Source organism: Rhizobium sp. CB3171 (assembly GCF_029714265.1).
Taxonomy (GTDB): domain Bacteria; phylum Pseudomonadota; class Alphaproteobacteria; order Rhizobiales; family Rhizobiaceae; genus Rhizobium.
Genome location: NZ_CP121652.1, coordinates 2,476,402 through 2,496,153, shown reverse-complemented (window position 1 = coordinate 2,496,153; position 19,752 = coordinate 2,476,402). Strand labels below are relative to the sequence as shown.

The 19,752-nt window shown below is 59.9% G+C and carries 20 protein-coding genes; 8 read left to right on the top strand and 12 right to left on the bottom strand.

Annotated elements, in window-relative coordinates; translation table 11 throughout:
- Nucleotides 1-6: 6 nt before the first annotated feature.
- The 3 genes from QA648_RS12235 to QA648_RS12225 form a co-directional block, all read right to left on the bottom strand.
- Nucleotides 7-249 carry a DUF982 domain-containing protein gene (locus QA648_RS12235; protein ID WP_104824123.1) on the bottom strand — a complete coding sequence of 81 codons (243 nt, stop codon included), beginning with the start codon at nt 247-249 and terminating at the stop codon, nt 7-9.
- Between the two features lie 114 nt (nt 250-363).
- Nucleotides 364-624 carry a DUF982 domain-containing protein gene (locus QA648_RS12230; RefSeq protein ID WP_104824122.1) on the bottom strand — a complete coding sequence of 87 codons (261 nt, stop codon included), beginning with the start codon at nt 622-624 and terminating at the stop codon, nt 364-366.
- A gap of 153 nt (nt 625-777) precedes the next feature.
- A complete protein-coding gene (locus tag QA648_RS12225; RefSeq protein ID WP_283047178.1) occupies nt 778-1,434 on the bottom strand; it encodes a TetR/AcrR family transcriptional regulator in 657 nt (218 codons plus the stop codon).
- A gap of 321 nt (nt 1,435-1,755) precedes the next feature.
- On the opposite strand from QA648_RS12225, the gene QA648_RS12220 reads away from it, so the two are divergent.
- The 3 genes from QA648_RS12220 to QA648_RS12210 all read left to right on the top strand — a co-directional run bounded on the left by QA648_RS12220 (nt 1,756) and on the right by QA648_RS12210 (nt 4,874).
- Nucleotides 1,756-2,958 (top strand): multidrug effflux MFS transporter, encoded by a 1,203-nt coding sequence (locus QA648_RS12220; RefSeq protein ID WP_283047176.1) that lies wholly within the window; start codon nt 1,756-1,758, stop codon nt 2,956-2,958.
- Nucleotides 2,959-3,090: 132 nt separating this feature from the next.
- Nucleotides 3,091-3,786: a DNA-3-methyladenine glycosylase I gene (locus QA648_RS12215; RefSeq protein WP_283047174.1), complete on the top strand. Its 696-nt coding sequence runs from the start codon at nt 3,091-3,093 to the stop codon at nt 3,784-3,786.
- Nucleotides 3,787-3,842: 56 nt separating this feature from the next.
- Nucleotides 3,843-4,874, top strand: a complete 1,032-nt coding sequence (locus tag QA648_RS12210) for a hydroxyacid dehydrogenase (protein ID WP_283047172.1) — start codon at nt 3,843-3,845, stop codon at nt 4,872-4,874.
- A 155-nt stretch (nt 4,875-5,029) separates the two neighbouring features.
- Here QA648_RS12210 and QA648_RS12205 read toward each other — a convergent pair whose 3' ends face one another.
- The 4 genes from QA648_RS12205 to QA648_RS12190 all read right to left on the bottom strand — a co-directional run bounded on the left by QA648_RS12205 (nt 5,030) and on the right by QA648_RS12190 (nt 8,431).
- The gene (locus QA648_RS12205; protein ID WP_283047171.1) at nt 5,030-5,686 is read right to left on the bottom strand and encodes a methionine ABC transporter permease; all 657 of its coding nucleotides are present in this window, start codon (nt 5,684-5,686) and stop codon (nt 5,030-5,032) included.
- On the bottom strand, nt 5,676-6,761 hold the full coding sequence (locus QA648_RS12200) for a methionine ABC transporter ATP-binding protein (RefSeq protein ID WP_283047170.1): 1,086 nt from the start codon (nt 6,759-6,761) through the stop codon (nt 5,676-5,678). Before QA648_RS12200 ends, QA648_RS12205 begins: the two co-directional genes overlap by 11 nt.
- Nucleotides 6,762-6,882: 121 nt before the next feature.
- Complete coding sequence (locus QA648_RS12195) at nt 6,883-7,728, bottom strand: MetQ/NlpA family lipoprotein (RefSeq protein WP_283047169.1); 846 nt, start codon at nt 7,726-7,728, stop codon at nt 6,883-6,885.
- A gap of 211 nt (nt 7,729-7,939) precedes the next feature.
- Complete coding sequence (locus QA648_RS12190; RefSeq protein ID WP_104824115.1) at nt 7,940-8,431, bottom strand: cupin domain-containing protein; 492 nt, start codon at nt 8,429-8,431, stop codon at nt 7,940-7,942.
- Nucleotides 8,432-8,774: 343 nt separating this feature from the next.
- Between QA648_RS12190 and QA648_RS12185 the strand changes: the two genes are divergently transcribed.
- Nucleotides 8,775-9,167 carry a hypothetical protein gene (locus tag QA648_RS12185; RefSeq protein WP_104824114.1) on the top strand — a complete coding sequence of 131 codons (393 nt, stop codon included), beginning with the start codon at nt 8,775-8,777 and terminating at the stop codon, nt 9,165-9,167.
- Nucleotides 9,168-9,230: 63 nt separating this feature from the next.
- Here the strand turns inward: QA648_RS12185 and QA648_RS12180 are convergent, their stop codons facing one another.
- Nucleotides 9,231-9,644 (bottom strand): carboxymuconolactone decarboxylase family protein, encoded by a 414-nt coding sequence (locus QA648_RS12180; RefSeq protein WP_283047167.1) that lies wholly within the window; start codon nt 9,642-9,644, stop codon nt 9,231-9,233.
- Between the two features lie 193 nt (nt 9,645-9,837).
- Between QA648_RS12180 and QA648_RS12175 the strand changes: the two genes are divergently transcribed.
- Together QA648_RS12175 and QA648_RS12170 are read left to right on the top strand one after the other, a co-directional pair.
- Nucleotides 9,838-10,998 carry a CaiB/BaiF CoA-transferase family protein gene (locus QA648_RS12175; protein ID WP_283047165.1) on the top strand — a complete coding sequence of 387 codons (1,161 nt, stop codon included), beginning with the start codon at nt 9,838-9,840 and terminating at the stop codon, nt 10,996-10,998.
- Between the two features lie 42 nt (nt 10,999-11,040).
- On the top strand, nt 11,041-12,318 hold the full coding sequence (locus QA648_RS12170; RefSeq protein WP_104824111.1) for an L-fuconate dehydratase: 1,278 nt from the start codon (nt 11,041-11,043) through the stop codon (nt 12,316-12,318).
- 39 nt (nt 12,319-12,357) lie between these two features.
- On the opposite strand, the gene QA648_RS12165 is transcribed toward QA648_RS12170, so the two are convergent.
- Nucleotides 12,358-13,911, bottom strand: a complete 1,554-nt coding sequence (locus QA648_RS12165) for an alpha/beta fold hydrolase (RefSeq protein ID WP_283047164.1) — start codon at nt 13,909-13,911, stop codon at nt 12,358-12,360.
- Nucleotides 13,912-14,054: 143 nt separating this feature from the next.
- Nucleotides 14,055-14,282, bottom strand: a complete 228-nt coding sequence (locus QA648_RS12160) for a hypothetical protein (RefSeq protein WP_199773483.1) — start codon at nt 14,280-14,282, stop codon at nt 14,055-14,057.
- A gap of 506 nt (nt 14,283-14,788) precedes the next feature.
- Here QA648_RS12160 and QA648_RS12155 point away from each other — a divergent pair.
- A complete protein-coding gene (locus QA648_RS12155; protein ID WP_104824108.1) occupies nt 14,789-14,998 on the top strand; it encodes a cold-shock protein in 210 nt (69 codons plus the stop codon).
- A gap of 126 nt (nt 14,999-15,124) precedes the next feature.
- Here QA648_RS12155 and QA648_RS12150 read toward each other — a convergent pair whose 3' ends face one another.
- Nucleotides 15,125-16,579: an MFS transporter gene (locus tag QA648_RS12150; RefSeq protein ID WP_104824107.1), complete on the bottom strand. Its 1,455-nt coding sequence runs from the start codon at nt 16,577-16,579 to the stop codon at nt 15,125-15,127.
- A gap of 486 nt (nt 16,580-17,065) precedes the next feature.
- Between QA648_RS12150 and QA648_RS12145 the strand changes: the two genes are divergently transcribed.
- Nucleotides 17,066-17,935, top strand: coding sequence for an NmrA family NAD(P)-binding protein (locus QA648_RS12145; RefSeq protein ID WP_283047161.1), 870 nt, complete (start codon nt 17,066-17,068; stop codon nt 17,933-17,935).
- 3 nt (nt 17,936-17,938) lie between these two features.
- Here QA648_RS12145 and ggt read toward each other — a convergent pair whose 3' ends face one another.
- Nucleotides 17,939-19,684 (bottom strand): gamma-glutamyltransferase, encoded by a 1,746-nt coding sequence (ggt, locus tag QA648_RS12140; protein WP_283047160.1) that lies wholly within the window; start codon nt 19,682-19,684, stop codon nt 17,939-17,941.
- Nucleotides 19,685-19,752 lie beyond the last annotated feature (68 nt).

Genomic DNA, 19,752 nt, shown 5'->3' with positions numbered 1-19,752 from the left:
TCGGTATTACGCGCTTATCAGAGCATTCGCCTCGCGACAGGCGGCGACGAAAGCCACGCGGGTTTCGTTCGCGGTCGTATAGCCTTCGAAACAATCAATGCAGGCGCGCAAGGCCGCCTCGTAGGCGTTTCCGTGGCGTACCGGCCAATCCGCGGTCAAGCAATCCGTGGCCTCGGCTGCCGTCCGGATGATGCGGATATTTTTCGGCAGGCGTACGACGACAGGCTTTCTCCAGGCGGTTTGAAACATCGCGCTCCTCGTTTGGCATTTTAAAACGGGATAGCGACGGTTTCGTTCCAAGCATTGTTGCGGACAGCGGCACGAAGCCAAGGCGCGAGAGGAGGATCGGGGGACGCAGGCGACTTATTCGACCATTGTGGCTTCGATCGGTACGCCAGCTTCCCTGGCCGCGGCGACGAAGCTGTTGCGCGCGTCCAGCGGCTGCCTGATCCCGCTTTCAACATCCGCACATATCTGCAGGGCCATCATGAACGCCTTGCCTTCGGCAACGGGCCATGCATTCAGCAGCATGTCCAATGCCTCTTTCGTGGTGCCAACGGTATAGATTTTCCCCGTTCGCTTGCAGATGACCATCACCGGGAAATTCCAATGTCTATTGCTCATCGTACAAGCTCCGACCCCACGCACTCACGTTAACGCTGCGGATGGCAAGGGCACAAGCAAAATTAGATAAGGTGTCTGGCGCGCGTTTGAGGCGCTGCGATCGTTGTAAAAAGGGCTTGAGAAACGCTGTAGACTCAGGGCTCAGAGTCCGGCTTATGCCCGAACTCCGTACCCCCGCAAAAACATATCTACGGCTTGTTCCGCCGATCCCCGAATCTCTGCCTCCGTCGGCGTTTGACCAAAGAGTGTGGTCATCTGCAGGTCGGCGTTGATCAGCGCGCTGAATTGGCGAGCGGCGAGGTCGCAGTCGGGAATGTTAAGGAGGCCCTGGTGGTGGAGGCGGGCGAAGATGGCGCCCAATGCCTTGCCGATCCTGCAAGGGCCGTGTTCGCGCCAGGCTTCGAAAAGGTGCGGATAGCGGGGGCCTTCGGACTGGACGAGCTTACGCAGGAATTTTCCGTCCTGATTATAAAGACAATTATTGTTGATATCGACAGCGAAGGCGATCAGATCCTCCCGAAGGTTTTCCGGTCTGTCAGGGAAGGCGGCCAGCGCGGAGAACAGAGCCGTATTGGCGCGCCCGCTCACGTCGGCGATGACGGCGATGAACAATGCCTCTTTTTCGCGGTAGTGATTGTAAATGGTCTGCCGGGAGACGCAGGCTTCCTCGGCGATCTCGTCGATGCTCGCGCCGGAAAAACCCTCGCGACAAAAAACTTCCGCCGCAGCGTCGAGGATGGAAATACGCTTCAGGCATTGGGCGGGTCTTACGGTCTTTGCCTGCGAGGCGGCGGTGCTTCGGCTTTTCATGGGATCAAGATAATCCGCATTGACGATTTGGACAATAGTGTCTATTTTTACAATCATGTCCAAAACGATGGGCATACTTGTAAAGTATATCTCAGGCCCGCGCTTTCCTCCCAAGACCGTGCGGCGTTCTTAAAACCCAACCCAAGAATTCGTTGAGCATTCCGTCGATTTTCGGGTGGTTTGCTCTTCGAAGAGAAGGCAGTTGAGCCTTTGTCGGGCTCGATTGGCGGATGCAGCATTTTGTTTTCAACGTCTCCTGCGGGAGACGCGGCGCGAAGGCAATCCGGTCTCCACGCTCAAATTTTCTGAAAGATCATCATCATGACGACGTCTTTCCTTCGCTATGCGATCATCCTTGGCCTGCTTTCGGCCATCGGTCCCTTCGCGATCGACATGTATCTTCCCGCTTTGCCATCGATCGGCAAGGATCTTGCGGCGGAGAACAGTGTCGTTCAGTTGAGCCTGTTGTTCTTCTTCATTCCCTTCGCCGTCTTTCAATTGCTCTATGGGCCGCTTTCGGACATGTGGGGACGCAAGGCGCCACTTTATCTCGGCATCGGCCTGTTCGCAGTGGCGAGCATAGGTGCGGCGACGGCGAGCAATATCGAGACGCTGATCGCTTTCCGCTTCCTGCAGGGCATCGGCGGCGCGGCCGGCATGGTGGTACCGCGCGCCGTCGTGCGCGACATGCATACCGGCGTTCAGGCGGCGCGGCTGATGTCGCTGCTGATGCTCGTCTTCAGCATTTCGCCGATCCTCGCGCCGCTGACGGGCAGTGCCGTCATCGCCTTCTACGGTTGGCGCGGCGTGTTCTGGGCGGTGACGATCGCGGCGGTGATGGGGCTGATCCTGCTGTCTACCCAACTCGAGGAGACCCGGGCGAAAGCAGAGCGCTCGCAAAGCGGCCTGCGCAGCGCGATGGCGGCCTATCGTCTGCTGCTGAGTGACCGTAATTTCTTGACGCTCACTTTCATTGGCGGCCTCGGCATATCGAGCTTTCTCGTCTACCTCGCCAATTCGCCCTTTGTGCTGATCGACCATTACGGCCTGACGCCGACGCAATACAGCTTTGCTTTCTCGATCAATGCCGTCTCCTTCTTCTCGGTGTCGCAGCTCACCGGCTGGCTCGGCGAGCGTTTCGGTCTGGTGCGGGTGATGCGCGTCGCGGTTACCGCTTTTGCCACGACCATGGCACTGCTGGCGGTGGTCATGAGCCTCGGCTTCAACCAGTTGCCGGTTCTCATCGTGTTTCTCTTTATCGGTTTCGGTTTTCTGGGTCTGGTCATTCCCACGACGGGCGTGCTGGCGTTGGAAGATCATGGCGAGATTGCCGGTACGGCCTCGGCGCTGATGGGCACGCTGCAATTCGCTGCCGCCGCCGTCGCGATGATCATTGCCGGACTGTTTTTCGATGGCTCGGCGCTGCCCATGGTCGGCTGCGTCGCACTCTGCGCCGTCGCCGCACTCCTGCTGACGCAGGCGACTATCGCCCGCCGGCCGGCTGCGGAAGCGGCCGCGGAATAGCGACTATCTCCCACGTGGGTTTAAAAGGCCGGGCTTTGCCCCGGCCTTTTGCGTTCCGGCTGTCGCGCATCATCTTGCGCGCAAGCACAAGATCGTAAAAGACTTTGAGCGGTCATCGAAGGGGAGAGAAATGTGGGCAGCTTCGCGGAAATTCTGGAGCGGGCGCAAAAGCGCAAGGGTGGGGCGGAAGCTCTGAAGGCACTCATGCCAAAAGCGCCCGATCACGATGCCTTGCGCGCCGTGCCGGACGACAGGTTGCTGTCGGAAATGACGCGCTACGTCTTCTATGCCGGCTTCGTGCGCAATGTCATTGATTCCAAATGGCCGGGTTTCGAGGCGGCTTTCTCCGGTTTCGACCCGGCTTTCCTCAACCTCGCACCCGACGACTACTGGCATGATCTGACCTCCGACGCGCGCATCGTGCGCAACGGCGCCAAGATCATGTCCGTGCGGGACAATGCGCATTTCATTCGCCAACTTGCCGAGGAGCATGGCAGCGCCGGGCGCTTCTTTGCCGATTGGCCGGTGGACGATCATATCGGCCTGCTCGCCGTGCTCGATAAGCGTGCCAACCGGCTTGGGGGTATGAGCGGTCAATATTTCCTGCGCGCCATCGGGCGCGATAGTTTCGTCACGAGCCACGATGTACTCGTCTGCCTGCGTCTTTCCGGCCTGCCGATCTCGGAGCCGAAGCCGGCCAAGAAGGAGCTGCGCCTGATCCAGGATCAGTTCAATGCCTGGGGCGCCGAAACGGGCCTGCCGCAAACCTATCTCTCGCGCATCTGCGCCTTCTCTGTGGGCATGCCGGGGGAAGAGGAAGAGCTCTGATTGATTTGGCTGGTCGGATGATATTGGATCGTCTTTGGGAATAAGGAGAGACTTTCATGTCGACCGACAACAGGCCTTTGGCCATCAGTGCGCCTGAGCCGCGCTCGCTTGAGCTCATCTTCACCAAGGATGCGCTGTCGCTCCTTCATTCGAAATACCGGATCGTCGAGGCTGATCCGGAGAATATTGCTGGGCTTGGCGACGACGTACTCGGCGAGGCGCGCTATATCATCGGCCAGCCGCCGCTTTCGAAGGATACGCTCGACCGCATGCCGCGCCTGCGCTGCATTTTGAATGTCGAAAGCAATCTCATCAACAACATGCCCTATGATGTGCTGTTCGAGCGCGGCATCCATGTCGTTACCACCGGACAAGTCTTCGCTGAGCCGGTGGCGGAGATCGGGCTTGGATTTGCGCTCAGCCTGGCGCGCGGCATCGTCGATGCCGATCTCGATTTTCGCGAGGGCAGAGAGCTTTGGGGCGGTGACGGCAATGCCAAGGCCCGTCTGCTCTCTGGCAGCGATATCGGTATCGTCGGGTTCGGTGATCTCGGCAAGGCGCTGAACCGGGTGCTGTCGGGCTTTCGCGCGACGATCAGGGTGTTCGATCCCTGGATGCCGCCTTCGATCCTCAGGGAACATGGCGTCCAGCCGGCCAGCCTCGACGAGGTGCTTTCGGGCAGCGATTTCGTTTTCGTCGTCGCCTCCGTCACCAGCGAAAACAAGGGCTTCCTCGGCGCAGAAGCTTTTGCACGCATGCGCAAGGGGGCGGTCTTCATCCTGCTCAGCCGCGCCGATGTCGTGGATTTCGACGCATTGATGGCTGCGGTCGCCTCCGGCCATATCGTTGCGGCAAGCGATGTCTATCCGGAGGAGCCGCTTGGCAAGGATCATCCGGTGCGCGGCCTCAAAGGCTTCATCCGCTCGGCGCATCGCGCCGGTGCCCTCGACAGCGCCTTCAAGAAAATGGGCGACATGGTGCTGGAAGATATGGACCTGATGGACCGGGGCCTGCCGCCGATGCGCTGCAAGCGGGCGGAGCGCGAAACGGTGTCACGGATGCGCTCGAAGCCGGTCACTCGAAACTGAAGTTGCAGGTTGCCATGCAGACGGCAGCGGGTGAATTCGCGCCGACGCCTATGAGCCGGCGACGTTGCAGGAGAAGTTGTTCATCCAAGCTGATGGGCGGCTGCCGTCGAACCATCCGGCAGCCGCATTCCGTCATCGGATTTGACCGATGAGTATCAACGATGATCGAGCTTTGCGATCAGGCGGTCGCCGAGCCATTGCATGCCGCAGACGAGGATGATCAGCACGATGACGACGGCGATCATTACGCCGGTCTCAAAGCGCTGGTAGCCGTAGCGGATCGCGAGGTCGCCGAGGCCGCCGCCGCCGATGGTGCCGGCCATGGCCGAGGCGCCGATTAGGGTGACCAGCGTCACCGTAAAGCCTGCGACAATCCCGGGCAGTGCTTCCGGCACCAGCACTTCCCGGATGATGGTCCAGCGGTTGCCACCCATGGCGCGTACAGCATCGATCAGGCCGCGATCGACCTCGCGCAGCGAAACTTCGGCGATGCGGGCGTAATAGGGTATCGCCGCGATGGTAAGCGGCACGATTGCCGCAGTCGTGCCAAGCGCGGTGCCGACGAGCAGCCGCGTCAGCGGGATGAATGCGATCAACAGGATGATGAACGGCACGGCGCGGAAGCCGTTGACCAACGCCGCGAGGATGCGGTTGACGGTGAGCTGTTCGGCGATGCCGTCATGGCCCGTGACGACCAGCGCGAGGCCGAGCGGCAGGCCGATGACGAGTGAGATCAGGCCGGATGCTCCGGTCATCCAGATCGTTTCCCAGAAGGAGCGCCAGAGCAGGCCGAGGATGATGTCAGTTGTCATAGCCTAAAACCTCCACCCGGGCGGACCGGGCCGTCAGAAATTCAGTCACCTGCGCTGGCAGCGTTGCGTCGCGGGTCGGCACGGCGATGAAGAAGCGGGCGACGGGCTGGTTCTGAATATGGTCGATGCCGCCGTGCACCAGGCGGAAGGAATGCGGCAGCGCTGCCGAAAGCTCGGCGAAGAGCGCGCCTTGCGCGGCCGGGCCGGCGAGATCGACGCTTAAAATCGCCTCGGTGCCCGGTGCCTGCGACAGTCGCTCGGCGATATGTTCCGGAAGCTGCGGGCGGATGGTGCTGAGCAGGCTTGCGGTGATCTCAGTCTGCGGATTGGCGAAAATCTGCCAGACCGGGCCTTTCTCAACGATGCGGCCCGCATCGATGACGGCCACACGATCGGCAATCGCGCGCACCACTTCCATCTCGTGGGTGATGAGCAGGATCGTCAGGCCAAGCTTGCGGTTGATATCCTTCAGCAGCGTCAGGATCGAGCGTGTCGTCTCGGGATCGAGGGCGGAGGTCGCTTCGTCGGAAAGGAGAAGGGCGGGGCGGGCGGCCAGTGCCCGGGCGATGCCGACGCGCTGCTTCTGCCCGCCAGAGAGAGCCGAGGGATAGGCCTTCGCCTTGTCGGCAAGACCGACGAGTTCGAGCAACTCGCGGGCACGCGCCAGCCGCTCCGCCTTGGCGATACCTTCGATCTTCAGTGGAAGGGCGACATTGTCTTCGACGGTCTTTGCCGAAAGCAGATTGAAATGCTGGAAAATCATGCCGATGCGGCGGCGCAGCGGCTGCAGTTCGTTTTCCGACAGGCCGACGATATTGCGTCCTTCGATATGGATTTCGCCGCTGTCGGCACGTTCCAGCCCGTTCAGGCAGCGGATCAGCGTTGACTTGCCGGCACCGCTGCGGCCGATGATGCCGACGATCTCGCCACGGCGGGCCGTGAGCGAAATACCGTCGAGCGCAGGGTTCGTGCCAAACCGGCGCCTGACATCAACGAGGCGGACGATCTCATCGCCCTGCGACGTGCCGGGCGGGGCATGTCCTTTGATGGCAGTGGCGGAAACGAAGGAATTCATATCAATCTTCTTTCGGCTTTGCGTCGTCGGGCATTGATATCCTGGAACACCGAAGGCGGCCCGAGCAAAAAATGCCCCAGCCGCCTTGGTGCTCAGCGCTGCCCCCGGCGCCGAGTTGGTGTTAGTAGGCGCTGAGGCCGGTGCCTTTGTAGACCTTGTCGAACTCAGTCTTGACCGTATCGTTCTGATAGGAGGCGACCAGCGTCTTCACCCAGGACTCATTCTCGCTGCCCTGCTTGACGGCGATGAAGTTGCGGTAAGGGTTGCCATCGATCGGCTCCTGCGCAATGCGGTCCTTCGGCGAAAGCCCGCTCTTCAGCGCCCAGTCGGTGTTGACGACGGCGGCATCGAGATCGTCGATCGAGCGACCGACGATGCCGGCGTCGAGCTCCTTGATTTCGACATTTTTCGGGTTCTCGATGATGTCGGCGGTGGTGGCGAGAATGCCGGTGCCGTCCTTGAGCTTGATGACGCCCTCATTCTGCAGCACGCGCAAAGCGCGGCCCTCGTTGGACGGATCGTTCGGCACGCCGATGACCGCGCCCTTCGGCAGGTCGGCAACCGCCTTGTATTTCTTGGTGTAGAGGCCGATGGGCCAGACGCCGGTATAGCCGACGCGGACGATATGATAGCCGTGTTGCTTGATCTGGTTGTCGAGATAAGGCTGGTGCTGGAAGGCATTGGCATCGACCTCGCCGCGCTCCAGCGCTTCGTTTGGCTGGGTATAGTCGTTGAAGGCCACGGTTTCGATCTTCAGGCCCTTCTTGGCGGCTTCCGCAGTGACCACGCGCCAGACATCTTCATCTTCGCCGCTCATGATGCCGACCTTGATCGTCTTGTCGGCGGCAAAGGAGGGGGTGGCTGCCGTCAGGCCGAAAACGGCGACAGCGGAGGCAATGAGAGCCGCAAGGCCGGTCCGGCGCGAGAAGCGCAAGGCAGCGAGACCTTCAGAAGACTTTTTCGTCATGGGAAATCCTGTTCCATGTGATTGAGACGCCATTGTCTCGTTGACCGTATGGATCATCTCAGACGGTTGTGGGTCACGCGAAGCAGGATCATTTGTTGTGCGCCGCACTTCTGAAAAACTCTTTTTGGCGCATCGCAGATCGAGAACTAATTTTCTATAGAGATAGTCGATTTTGTGCCGCGACGATTCCAACTGCATCGAAATTGTGCAATCAGCGATGGATTGGATCTTTCCAGAGCACTTCTTCCGGCTTTTCCACCGGTTCGATGTCGAGATTGACGACGACGGGCTCCTGACCGGAGCGGACGAGCACGCATTCCAGCGTTTCGTCGCGGCTGGCGTTGATCTCCTGATGCGGCACGAAGGGCGGCACGTAGATGAAGTCGCCGGGGCCGGCTTCGGCGACGAATTCCAGGTTTTCGCCCCAACGCATCCGCGCCTTGCCCTTGACGACATAGATGATGCTTTCGAGATCGCCGTGATGATGCGCACCGGTCTTGGCGTTGGCGTGGATCGTCACCGTTCCGGCCCAGATCTTCTCGGCGCCTGCGCGGGCATGATTGATGGCGGTAGCCCGGTTCATGCCCGGCGTCTGCGCCGTATTCGGATCGAGCGCATTGCCGGGGATGATCTTGACGCCATGTTCGCGCCAATCGACAGGTTCGTGGTGGTGGCCGTGATCGTGTCCATGATCGTTGCTCATGGCTGTCCTTTCGCTACGGAAGGGGCGAGTCGAGCCTCTTCCAAAGGTGAAGTATTCTATCAGCCTACGGCGAAACCCTTCAAAAATATAGGGAATCACAGAAACTTTCGAAAGAGGCTTTTCAAGTCGAGATTAATCTATAGACTCTATCAAGTTAAATGACCGGTGGGAACATTTCGTGTTATCCCGCGTTGCGCCGGTCGGAAAATGGTTTGCCGCGCCGCTCGTCCGATCAAATGCGTTCGGGGCGCGCCAGATTCAGAAGCAGCGCGTAGGCCTCTCCGCGAGAGACCGGATAGTTTTTCAAATTATGCGCCGGACTTCCACTTGAAAGGAGACAGACATGAGCAATGCCTTGCCGCCCCTTCATGAGGGTCATGCCCCCATTACTTTGCAGCAGCTCTTCAGGGAAGCGCTCTATGCTTTCGAGGAATGGGACACAGAAGTCACTGAACCGATCGTGATGTTCGAAGGGAAGGTCGTTCCCGTGAGCGTCGTTTTCGAAGCCATGCGTGAATGCACCGATATCGTGCCCAACAACATCGTTTCGGCCGTCACCGAGCGGTTGACCAAGCCCTGGGAGGGCGAAGGTCCTCTCGATACAATGACCTTTTCGACCGCAGCCCGGGTCATGGGCGTTCTCGTTCGCAAGCGCCTTCTGGTCGTCAACAATGGTGTCGATGTCGCCGCCGTTGTTGCTGCCGAGACCCAGGCGGCGGAACAGTCAGACCGGTAAGAAATAGCGCATGATTTATTGAGGAACCCGCTGGTTCGCGCCAGCGGGTTCTTTTATGCGATATCAGCGGCGGCTGACGTCAAATTCCGGATCGACGGGGATCTGCATTGCCGTCACCAGATGGTTCGTCTGTCCGGCAAGGCCGATGACGGCCAGCAATTCGCCATGCTGTGCGTCTGTCATGCCCTTTGCCCTGGCGGCGGCGGTATGGGAATGAACGCAGTAGGTGCAGCCGTTGGCGCTGGACACGGCGATATAGATCATCTCGCGAACCAGCGGATCGAGTGCGCCGTCCGCCATCATCACCGCCTTAAGCCCCTCCCAGGTACGCTTCAATAATGCCGGATCATTGGCGAGGCCACGCCAGAAATTATTGACGAAATCGGATTTTCTGACGGCGCGGATGTCATCGAAAACGGCCTTCACCGCCGTGATCGCCTCGGCTTCCGCGTCATCGAGCAATTTGACTGTCGTCATTCCCAAATCTCCTTCCAACAATCCGCATGGGTGCGAAAGCTATAGCGCATTTTCGCGTGGGCTTCGCTGAAGGATCGCGTGATCACGGCAACTCTTTTCATTTGCAAAAGTCATCCATATGTGAAAATACTATTCACATAAGAAAAATGCGGTGCGGGACGCAGGGGATTCGGCGGGGGAAGCGGAAATAGTCATGGTGGTGGAGAAGGAATTGCCGCTGGCCGGCCTGGTGGTCGTGGATATGAGCCAGTTCCTGTCCGGCCCCTATTGCACTCTGAGACTGATGGATCTCGGCGCCCGGGTCATCAAGATCGAGCGGCCGGAAGGAGGCGATCTCTCGCGACGGCTTTATCTGAGCGATAGCGAGAGCGGCGATTCGACCATTTTCCACGCGATCAACCGTTCGAAGGAAAGCCTGGCGGTCGACTTGAAAAACGAGCGCGACATACAGGCGCTGCGCAAGCTGATCGCCAAGGCCGACGTCCTGGTACAGAATTTCCGGCCGGGCGTCATCGAGCGGCTTGGGCTGGATTATGAGGCTGCGCAGAAGCTCAATCCGCGGCTCGTCTATTGCTCGATCAGCGGCTATGGCGGCGAAGGTCCTTGGGTGTCGCGTCCGGGGCAGGATTTGCTGGCGCAATCTCGCTCTGGTGTCATGTGGCTGAATGGCGATGAGGGGCAGGGGCCGGTGCCGTTCGGCTTGGCGATCGGCGATATGCTGGCGGGTGCGGCCGCCGCCCAGGGTATTCTGGCGGCGCTGGTGCGCCGCGGCGTCACCGGCGAGGGCGGGCTGGTGGAGACGAGCCTGCTGGAGGCACTGGTCGATCTGCAGGTGGAGGTGCTGACTGTCCACATGAACAGCGGCAACAAGCTGCCCCAGCGCTCCGGGTTCCGCAGTGCGCATGCCTATCTTTCCGCGCCATATGGCGTTTATCCCGCCACCGACGGCTATCTCGCCATCGCTATGACGCCGATTTCGAAGCTCGCCGACCTGCTCGGCATGGAGGAGCTCGCGCCCTACCGCGACGATCCAAAAAGCTGGTTTACGGCGCGCGACGACATAAAGGCGCTGATCTCGGCGCGCATAGCCACCCGCACCGTGGATGAATGGCTGGCCATTCTGGAACCGGCAGACATTTGGTGTGCCAAGGTGCTGAACTGGCCGGAACTGTTGCAGAGCGAGGGATTTGGCGTGCTGGACATGCTGCAGACGGTTGCCCGCGACGACGGCGTTTCCGTACGCACCACGCGCTCGCCGGTTCGTATTGACGGGCAACGGCCAAAATTCGAACGTGCGGCCCCGCATGTCGGCGAGCATAATGCGGCGATCTGGGAAGAGTTCGGCCTCGGGTGAGTGTCGGAGAGATCGCCCGACGGAATTAGAAGGAGTTTTCCCATGACGCGCATCACCAATCTCCGCGTATTCGATCTGCGCTTTCCGACTTCGCAGAGCCTCGACGGCTCCGATGCGATGAATCCCGATCCGGATTATTCGGCGGCCTACGTCATTCTTGATACCGACAAGCCGGGCCTCGAAGGTCACGGCCTTACCTTTACCATCGGTCGCGGCAACGACATCTGCTGCATGGCGATCGAGGCGATGCGCCATCTGGTCGTCGGCACGGAGCTTGCCGGCGTGTTGGAAAATCCCGGCAAATACTGGCGGCATCTGACCAGCGACAGCCAGCTTCGCTGGATCGGCCCGGAGAAGGGCGCGATGCATCTGGCCACCGGCGCCGTCGTCAACGCTGTCTGGGACCTGCTCGCCAAGGAGGCTGGCAAGCCGGTCTGGCGGCTGGTGGCGGAGATGGATGCGGAGCACATTGCCGATATCGTCGATTACCGCTACCTGACCGACGTTTTAACCCGCGACGAAGCCGTGGCAATCCTGAAGAAGGCCGAGGCGGGCAAGGCGGAGCGCATCGCCACCCTCGAGCGTGAAGGTTATGCCTGCTACACGACCTCGGCCGGCTGGCTCGGCTATGATGACGCCAAGCTGCGCCGTCTTTGCCAGGAGGCAATCGATGCCGGTTTCAATCATGTGAAGATGAAGGTTGGCCGCGATCTTGCGGACGATATCCGCCGTCTCACCATCGCCCGCGAAGTGATCGGTCCCGATCGCTATTTGATGATCGATGCCAACCAGGTCTGGGAGGTGGGCCAGGCGATCGATTGGGTGCAAAAGCTCGCTTTTGCGAAGCCCTTCTTCATCGAGGAGCCGACCAGCCCCGATGATGTTGCCGGCCATCGCAAGATCCGCCAGGCGATCGGGCCGGTAAAGGTCGCGACCGGCGAGATGTGCCAGAACCGCATCATGTTCAAGCAGTTCATCGCCGAAGGCGCCATCGACATCGTGCAGATCGATTCTTGCCGCATGGGCGGGCTGAACGAAGTCCTGTCAGTGCTTCTCGTTGCCGCGAAATATGGCCTGCCTGTCTGGCCGCATGCCGGCGGCGTCGGCCTCTGCGAATATGTGCAGCACCTGTCGATGATCGACTACGTCGCCGTCTCCGGCACCAAGGATGGTCGCGTGATCGAATATGTCGACCACCTGCATGAACATTTCATCGACCCTTGCGTGATCCGCGACGCTGCCTACATGCCGCCAAGTCTGCCTGGCTTCTCGATCGAGATGAAGCCTGAGTCGATCGCCGCCTATACGTTCAAGGGGTGATCCGTCACCTGAAGGTTCCAATTACAAGAGTTGAAGCGCTCAGTTCGAGCGCTTCAACCATGCCTGGATGATCGGCACATCCGCGTCTGTCAATTCGTGGCCGTAGGGGATCGTTTGCTGGTTCACCGCCGCGCCGCCGGCATTAAGCCGTTCGGCGAGCGGTTGCGCGTGGTGTCCATAGTCGTCCTTCTCGCCAGCGATGATCAGTACATCGGCGTCCGACATGTCCGCCGGCGGCGGATCGGTCAGCGCGGCCATGGAGCGGAGCAGCACGGCGCGGCGGATGAGATGCGGCTGCAGCGACAGCATGGCATTGATGAGGTTCGCGCCGTTCGAATAGCCGATATAGACGATACGCTCGGGATCAAGGCCGTAGGCATGGATCGCGCCATCGATGAAGGCGGCGAAGGCTTCGGCTTCGCTGGCGATGTCGGCCTGATCGAAGGAGAAGGGTGTGACACGGCGGAACCAGCGCGGCGAGCCTTCCTCGAGCGCGCGGCCACGCACGCCGAGCAACGTTGCCCGCGGGTCGATCTTATGGGCAATCGGCATCAGTGACGTTTCGCTGGCGCCCGAGCCATGCAGCAAGATGAAGACGGTACCGTCCGGCTCCTCCGGCGTGAAGAAGCGGTGCACGAACGGCAGATCGCGATAGATGACGCGCGGCTCGCCGGGCATTGAGAATTGCGGCAGGATCACGCTCAGCTCCGCCAGCCGTTCCGGTTTGTCATCGGGGGCGAACAGGCGCGTGCCGAGTGTTGCCTCGTCTTCGTCGATCAGCATGCCCGGCGCATCGGTTGCGAGTTCGAACAGGATGCGGCCGGGTTCGCGGACATAGAGCGAGCGGAAATATTTGCGATCATGCATCGCTGTCGGCCAGGAATTGATCGCCTGCAGCGCCGTACGCACCGCTTGCAGTTCGGCATCGTCGGAGGCACGAAACGCCACGTGGTCGACCGTGCCGGTTCCCGGCGCACTTGCCCAGAAACCACGGGCATCGCGGATGTCGATGATATCACCGGGTTCGGAAATGAGGCGGCTGATCGCGCCATCGACCGCTTGCAGCCGGTAGCCGAAATGCTCCAAGAGGAGCTTCTGCGTCTCCTCGGGCGTCTCGCTGAACAGCGTCGCGCCGCGAATGCGCCGGATGGCATGTTCTGGCGGGATTTTGTCGCTTGCCCAAGGTGCGGCCGATTGTAATTCACCTACGCCGACAAGTTTGACGATAACGCCATCCGGGTCTTTCAGCCGTAGAACCGGTTCGCCGAATTCCTCGGAAGGGCCTTCGGGTTTCAGCCCTGCGCTCAAGGCGCGCGTCAGCCAGAAACCGATGCTCATGGGATCGATGGCCAGCGAGATTTCGCCGACTTGTCCGACGCCGGGACGTCCCGGAGAGCCGTCCTCCCAGACAAGGAAGGTCACCAGCGAGCCCGGCGATCCGATCGCGTCGCCATAGATGAGGTGCAACTGCGTGGCGTCTTCGAAGCCGCCGGTGCGTTTGACCAGCCGTAGGCCGAGAAAGCCGGCGTAGAAATCGACATTCGCCTGCACCTTGCGAGTGATGAGCGTGATGTGGTGAATGCCGGCGACCATGACGATGCTCCAGATGGATTGTGCAATTGGTCGCTATTTAGGGCGGAAGCCTCCGCCAGTTCAATGCGCAGTCCGTGGAGGCTGTGTTCACCAAAAGCGCAACGTCCGCCTCTGAACCGTGCCAGGCACGGATCAAGTTTTGCCTATTTGGCTGCCTTGGCCGTCTTTCGTTTGGCCTTTGTCTTCGGCTCCGGTGGCGGCTGAAGCGCCTCTTTCTCGAGGCGCAGTTCCCTCAGGCGTGCCGTTTTGCGTTCGCGGGTCATCTGTTCGCTGGCGATGATTTCCTTGACGGTGGAGTCGAGCTGGCTGGACTTGACCAGCGCTGCCTCTCTCTTGGACCCGAAAAGATTGTCTTTATTGGGCGGCGCCATCTTGGCCTCCAGGGTTTGTGTCGGCGTTGGCGTTTCCTGTGGGTTTGAGCGGGTAAGCATCCGCGCCCACAAGGAGGGAGATCCATCCTGTATCGGGTGGCATTCGTATTGCTGGGAATTCCAGCGCTCCCCGGAAATAAGGCGGAATTGCCGCAATGAAGCCGGGGGGACGTAAAAAGAAAAGTGCCGATGAATCTTATATAGGACGACGCAAAAAACTCGGAAATAGCTACAAAAAGACTATTCGAATTTGATCCTCGATAAACGATAGTTTTATGTCACGCGAGTCGATTTATGCGAAATATCTAGTCATTTTCGATATTTCTGATATTTCGCCTTGTGGGGTATCCAGCCCTCAGCTATAAGCTGTGCATCGATATTGGTGAACGAACTTTGCCTCGACGCACTCTGCGCGACATTGACGAACTTCCCTCTCAAAATCGGTCTACTGCACCAGACGGTTGTCTGGATGCGATCTCTACATGAGTGATTGAAAGGTCATTGTTATGAGCACAGGTACTGTAAAGTGGTTCAATGCTACCAAGGGTTTTGGTTTCATTCAGCCTGATGACGGCGCGACGGACGTCTTCGTGCATATTTCCGCGGTTGAACGCGCTGGAATGAGCACTCTTCGTGACGGCCAGAAGATTTCCTACGAGCTTGTCAAGGACAAGCGCTCGGGCAAGATGTCGGCTGACCAGCTCGAATCCCTGTAAGGCATTGCTTTCGGTCTTTGACCATGGACGTACTGGCAAAGATCGTTGAGGCGATGAAGGAAGAGGTCGGGTTAGCCCGGCCTTTTTTGTATCTTGTTCCTGACGAGCTTTTCGACACTCGGGGAATCAGTGTCCCCCGAGTGAATCCTCGGGCGATTTCTTGCGGTGGCCGCTGATCTCCGTGCCGGCGGTGCGCGAAAAGCTGGCGTTCCAGATCACCGCGAGCAGCGCAATGGCCGTGACGACGATGAAGGCGACGGAGAAGTCGATCATCTCGGCCTTCGCATGGCCGCCGAACTGCATCGAGCCATGCAGGGCAAGAGCGGCGACGCAGATGCCGAGCGAGAGCATCAACTGCTGGAAGGTCGAATAAAAGCTGGTCGCGATGCTCATCCGGTCACGTTCGATCTCGTCATAAGCGATCGTGTTGTAGGCCGTGAACTGGAACGACATGAAGAAGCCGCAGAAGAACAGGATCACGAAGATGACAGGCAACGGCCAATTCGGCTGGAAAATGGCGCACATTCCATAGCCGAGCGTGCCAATCAGACCGAAGACGATAAGGGCGGTGCGGAAGCCGAGCGTGCGCAGGATGCGGACCTGAAAAGGCTTCATGGCCATGGAGCCGAGCGCGGTCGCAATGGCGATCTGGCCGGCTGTAGCGGCCGAAAGACCGAAGCCGAGCTGCAGCATCAGCGGGATAAGGAAGGGATGGGCGCCCTGGCTGATGCGCGTCAGCGAGCCGGCGATGACCGAGGTGCGGAAAGTCGGCACCTTCATCAGCGAGAAATCCATGATCGGCGACGGATGCTTGCGGGCATGTCGCAGATAGGCGATGCCGAACAGTAGGCCAATCGAGATCAGGAAGACGGCCAGAAAGCCTTCGCCTTCGCGGCTCGACATTTCGAAACCGAAGAGCAGCGAGCCAAGCGAGATGCCTGACAGGATGAAGCCGGAAAGGTCGAAGCGGCCATTGCGCGGCCCTTTTACCTCTTCGATGAACATCGACACCAGGATGAAGCCGATAACGCCGATCGGCACGTTGATGTAGAAGATCCAGCGCCAGTCGAGATAGGTCACGAACATGCCGCCGACGGGCGGGCCGAGGATGGGGCCGACAAGCGCCGGGATCAGTAGCCAGGACATGGCGTTGACCATGTCCTTACGGGCGACGCTGCGCATCAACACGAGACGTCCCACAGGCAGCATCATCGCTCCGCCGAGACCCTGCAGCAATCGCGCGATCACGAGGAAGAACAGGTTCGGCGCCTGCGCGCACAGAAGCGAGCCGACGACGAAAACCGCGATGGCGGACCGGAAGACGGTGCGCGATCCGAAGCGGTCTGCAATGGCGCCGCTGGCGGGAATGAAGATCGCGAGGCTCAGCAGATAGGACGTGAGCGAGATACTCATCGCCGGCGCGCTGACGCCGAAGTCTCTCGCCATGGTCGGCAGCGCTGTGGCGAGCACGGTCGCGTCAAGCTGCTCCATGAACATGGCGCTTGCTACGATAAGCGCGATTACACGAAAATTAGGTACGGCCCGCCGGGTTGGGGCGGCCTGGAAAATCTGGTCCGACATTGTCGGGGATCGCTCTCGATGGCGCGGTGGGGTCCAAAGACAGAACCGCGAGTCTGGTGACGGCGCAAAGGCCGATTGGAACGGGGCCCGGTATACTCCCGCTCACGCGGGATGACTATATCCGAATTTGCAAATCTTATTGATCGAAATGGAAAAAACGTCGCAGCCGGGCAGGAATGTCACAGCCGATGAATGCCAGATGAACAGGTGATGGCGGCAGCGGCGGTTGCATCGATCACAGTCTGTTTTCCCGCGTAAGATGGTGTGTCTCGATTGTTGATTCTACGTCATGAATAAGCTGACATAACGGCACTTAAGTCATGAGCTATCCTATTGCATGATGTTTACGAAGCCAAAGCGGGGCCTGCCATGAACATCCTCAGGAAGTGTTGCATTCGTCGCCGCGCCGCGTGATGCGGGCGATTTTTGACGGCGTACCGGCCCGCTTGACTTCCAAAACCTAACAACATCTTCAAGGAGAAGATCATGTTTGCAATCACTGCCGTCACTGGCAAGGTCGGTGGTACGACCGCACGCGCGCTCATTAGCGCTGGGCATAGGGTCCGGGCCGTCCTTCGCGATCGGGCGAAGGGCGCGGAATGGGAAAAGCTCGGCGCTGAAGTCGCCGTCGCCACCTTCGATGATGCCGATGCGCTGACGCGAGCTTTCGACGGTACCGAAGGCGTCTTCGTCATGGCCTCGCCGAATTTCGCACCCGATCCGGGCTTCCCGAGCGCCCGCAGGGATGCGGCGGCGCAGGCGGCCGCCATCCAGCGCGCGCAGCCGGGCAAGGTCGTGATGTTGTCGTCGATCGGTGGCCAGCGTACCTCCGGCCTCGGGCTCATCACTCAGGTTCACATGCTGGAAGAGGCGCTGGCGCCACTGACCATGCCGGTTGCCACTCTGCGGCCGACCTGGTTCATGGAGAATTCATTGTGGGATATAGCGCCGGCGCGCGCGACCGGTGAAATGCCGAGCTATCTGGCACCGCTCGACAAGCCCTATCCGATGATCGCCACCGCCGATATCGGCGCCATCGCCGCCAGGACAATGACCGAGATCTGGACCGGCCGCCGGGTGATCGAGATCGAAGGGCCGAAACGTTATACCCAGATCGAAATCGCAACCCTGATCGGCCAGGCCATCGGTCGTCCGGTCGTTGCCAAGCCTGTCCCGCGCGGCGAGTGGGAAGAGCGTTTCAGGGCACAGGGGGCTGCCTGGCCGGAGCCGCGCATCGAGATGATCGAAAGCTTCAACTCCGGCTGGATTGACTTCGAGCCAGCAGGCGTCAACGAACATGTGGTTGCGCCGACGCCCTTTGAAACTGTCCTGGCCGAACTCGCCAAGATCGCCTGAAGATCAGTACCCTTCAGCCAAGCCCGAGCCGGCGCGGCTATCCATTGCGCCGTTATAGCGCGCGCCGCCTCCCTCGGCGATTTGACCGAGGCTCTTGCCGCCGACGAGGATGCCGGCGGCCTGACCCCAGACCGGCCAATCGCCGCCGACCTGGACATTATAGCCCATGCCGGTCAGCAGTTTGATCGTGTCGGGAGACAGCGTGTAGGGCTCGGTATAAACCTTATCCGGCAGCCACTGATGATGTATCCGCGGTGCGTCGATCGCCTGCTGAATATCCATGCCGAAATCGATGACGTTGACGATCGCCTCGAGCGTAATGGTGATGATGCGCGCGCCGCCGGGGCTGCCGATCACCATGAAGGGCTTGCCGTCCTTGGCGACGATCGTCGGGCTCATGGAGGAAAGCGGTGTCTTCTTCGGCTGGACGGCGTTGGCCTCGCCTTGAACCAGACCGTAGAGGTTCGGTACGCCCGGTTTGGCGGTGAAATCGTCCATCTCGTTGTTGAGCAGGATGCCGGTGCCGGGTGCGACCACGCCGGCCCCGAAGGAGCCGTTCAGTGTATAGGTGACGGCAACCGCATTGCCGTCATTGTCGATGATCGAATAATGCGTCGTCTCATGGCTCTCGCCGAGGCCCTTCGGCATCAGATCCTTGGAGACGCCGGCGCGATAGGGATCGATGCTGTCGCGGATCTTCTTTGCGTAGTCCTTATCCAGCAGCTTGCTGACGGGATTGTCGACGAAATCGGGATCGCCGAGCGCGGAATTGCGATCGACATAGGCATGGCGCATGGCCTCGACCATGAGATGCACGGTGTCAGCCGAAGCGTAGCCGGTAAAGGGAAGCGGATAGCCTTCCAGCACATTGAGAATCTCGCAGATGATCACGCCGCCGGAAGAGGGCGGTGGTGAGGAGATGATCTCATAGCCCCGGTAATTGCATTTCACCGGGTCGAGTTCGCGGACCTTGTATTGCTCGAAATCCTCCTTGGCCAGGATGCCACCCTTGTCGTGGCTGGCCTTGACGATCGCATCGGCGGTCGAGCCCTTATAGAAGCCATCAGGACCTTGTTCCGAAATGCTGGAGAGGGCCGCGCCAAGCTCCGGCTGGGTCAGTGTATCGCCGGTGGCGAAGGGTTTGCCGTCCCCTTTGACGAAGATTGAGGCGGTGGCCGGATCGCGCGCCAGCCATTTCTTGCCGTGGTTCAACTCGGCGGCATCGGCCTGGTTCAGGGTAAAACCTTCCTTGGCGTAGCGGATTGCGGGCGCCATCAGTTCCTGGCGGGATTTCGTGCCGTATTTCTCACGCGCGGTCTCGAAGCCCATGACGGAACCCGGCACGCCGACGGCGAGATAGCCATCCGTGCTTGCGCCTTTGACGACGTTGCCTTTGTCGTCGAGATACATGGTCTTGGTTGCAGCGAGTGGCGCGCGCTCGCGGAAATCGAGGAAGGCTGTCTTGCCGTCCTTCAGCCGGATGGTCATGAAGCCACCGCCGCCGATATTGCCTGCGACCGGATAGACCACAGCCAAGGCATAGCCGACCGCAACTGCGGCATCCACGGCGTTGCCGCCGTTCTTCAGCACGTCGACGCCGACATCGGTCGCGAGATGCTGGGCAGTCACCACCATCCCATGCTCGGCTTCGACCGGCTGCGGTGCTGCGGCTTGAACGGTAGTGATGGAAAAGAGCCCGAAGGCAAAGATAGTGGCCGCGGATATTATCCGCTGGCGGAAATGGTACATGATGGTCCCTCCAAAATCATATTTTAGGTAAGAGAGCCTTTCGCTGCGTCTAGTGCCGCAGAGATAAT

What these genes read in the sequence shown, in the direction of transcription:
- QA648_RS12235 (WP_104824123.1), bottom strand. Translation starts at nt 249, where the DNA reads ATGTTTCAAACCGCCTGGAGAAAGCCTGTCGTCGTACGCCTGCCGAAA.
- QA648_RS12230 (WP_104824122.1), bottom strand. Translation starts at nt 624, where the DNA reads ATGAGCAATAGACATTGGAATTTCCCGGTGATGGTCATCTGCAAGCGA.
- QA648_RS12225 (WP_283047178.1), bottom strand. Translation starts at nt 1,434, where the DNA reads ATGAAAAGCCGAAGCACCGCCGCCTCGCAGGCAAAGACCGTAAGACCC.
- QA648_RS12220 (WP_283047176.1), top strand. Translation starts at nt 1,756, where the DNA reads ATGACGACGTCTTTCCTTCGCTATGCGATCATCCTTGGCCTGCTTTCG.
- QA648_RS12210 (WP_283047172.1), top strand. Translation starts at nt 3,843, where the DNA reads ATGTCGACCGACAACAGGCCTTTGGCCATCAGTGCGCCTGAGCCGCGC.
- QA648_RS12205 (WP_283047171.1), bottom strand. Translation starts at nt 5,686, where the DNA reads ATGACAACTGACATCATCCTCGGCCTGCTCTGGCGCTCCTTCTGGGAA.
- QA648_RS12200 (WP_283047170.1), bottom strand. Translation starts at nt 6,761, where the DNA reads ATGAATTCCTTCGTTTCCGCCACTGCCATCAAAGGACATGCCCCGCCC.
- QA648_RS12195 (WP_283047169.1), bottom strand. Translation starts at nt 7,728, where the DNA reads ATGACGAAAAAGTCTTCTGAAGGTCTCGCTGCCTTGCGCTTCTCGCGC.
- QA648_RS12190 (WP_104824115.1), bottom strand. Translation starts at nt 8,431, where the DNA reads ATGAGCAACGATCATGGACACGATCACGGCCACCACCACGAACCTGTC.
- QA648_RS12185 (WP_104824114.1), top strand. Translation starts at nt 8,775, where the DNA reads ATGAGCAATGCCTTGCCGCCCCTTCATGAGGGTCATGCCCCCATTACT.
- QA648_RS12180 (WP_283047167.1), bottom strand. Translation starts at nt 9,644, where the DNA reads ATGACGACAGTCAAATTGCTCGATGACGCGGAAGCCGAGGCGATCACG.
- QA648_RS12175 (WP_283047165.1), top strand. Translation starts at nt 9,838, where the DNA reads ATGGTGGTGGAGAAGGAATTGCCGCTGGCCGGCCTGGTGGTCGTGGAT.
- QA648_RS12170 (WP_104824111.1), top strand. Translation starts at nt 11,041, where the DNA reads ATGACGCGCATCACCAATCTCCGCGTATTCGATCTGCGCTTTCCGACT.
- QA648_RS12165 (WP_283047164.1), bottom strand. Translation starts at nt 13,911, where the DNA reads ATGGTCGCCGGCATTCACCACATCACGCTCATCACTCGCAAGGTGCAG.
- QA648_RS12160 (WP_199773483.1), bottom strand. Translation starts at nt 14,282, where the DNA reads ATGGCGCCGCCCAATAAAGACAATCTTTTCGGGTCCAAGAGAGAGGCA.
- QA648_RS12155 (WP_104824108.1), top strand. Translation starts at nt 14,789, where the DNA reads ATGAGCACAGGTACTGTAAAGTGGTTCAATGCTACCAAGGGTTTTGGT.
- QA648_RS12150 (WP_104824107.1), bottom strand. Translation starts at nt 16,579, where the DNA reads ATGTCGGACCAGATTTTCCAGGCCGCCCCAACCCGGCGGGCCGTACCT.
- QA648_RS12145 (WP_283047161.1), top strand. Translation starts at nt 17,066, where the DNA reads ATGTTTGCAATCACTGCCGTCACTGGCAAGGTCGGTGGTACGACCGCA.
- ggt (WP_283047160.1), bottom strand. Translation starts at nt 19,684, where the DNA reads ATGTACCATTTCCGCCAGCGGATAATATCCGCGGCCACTATCTTTGCC.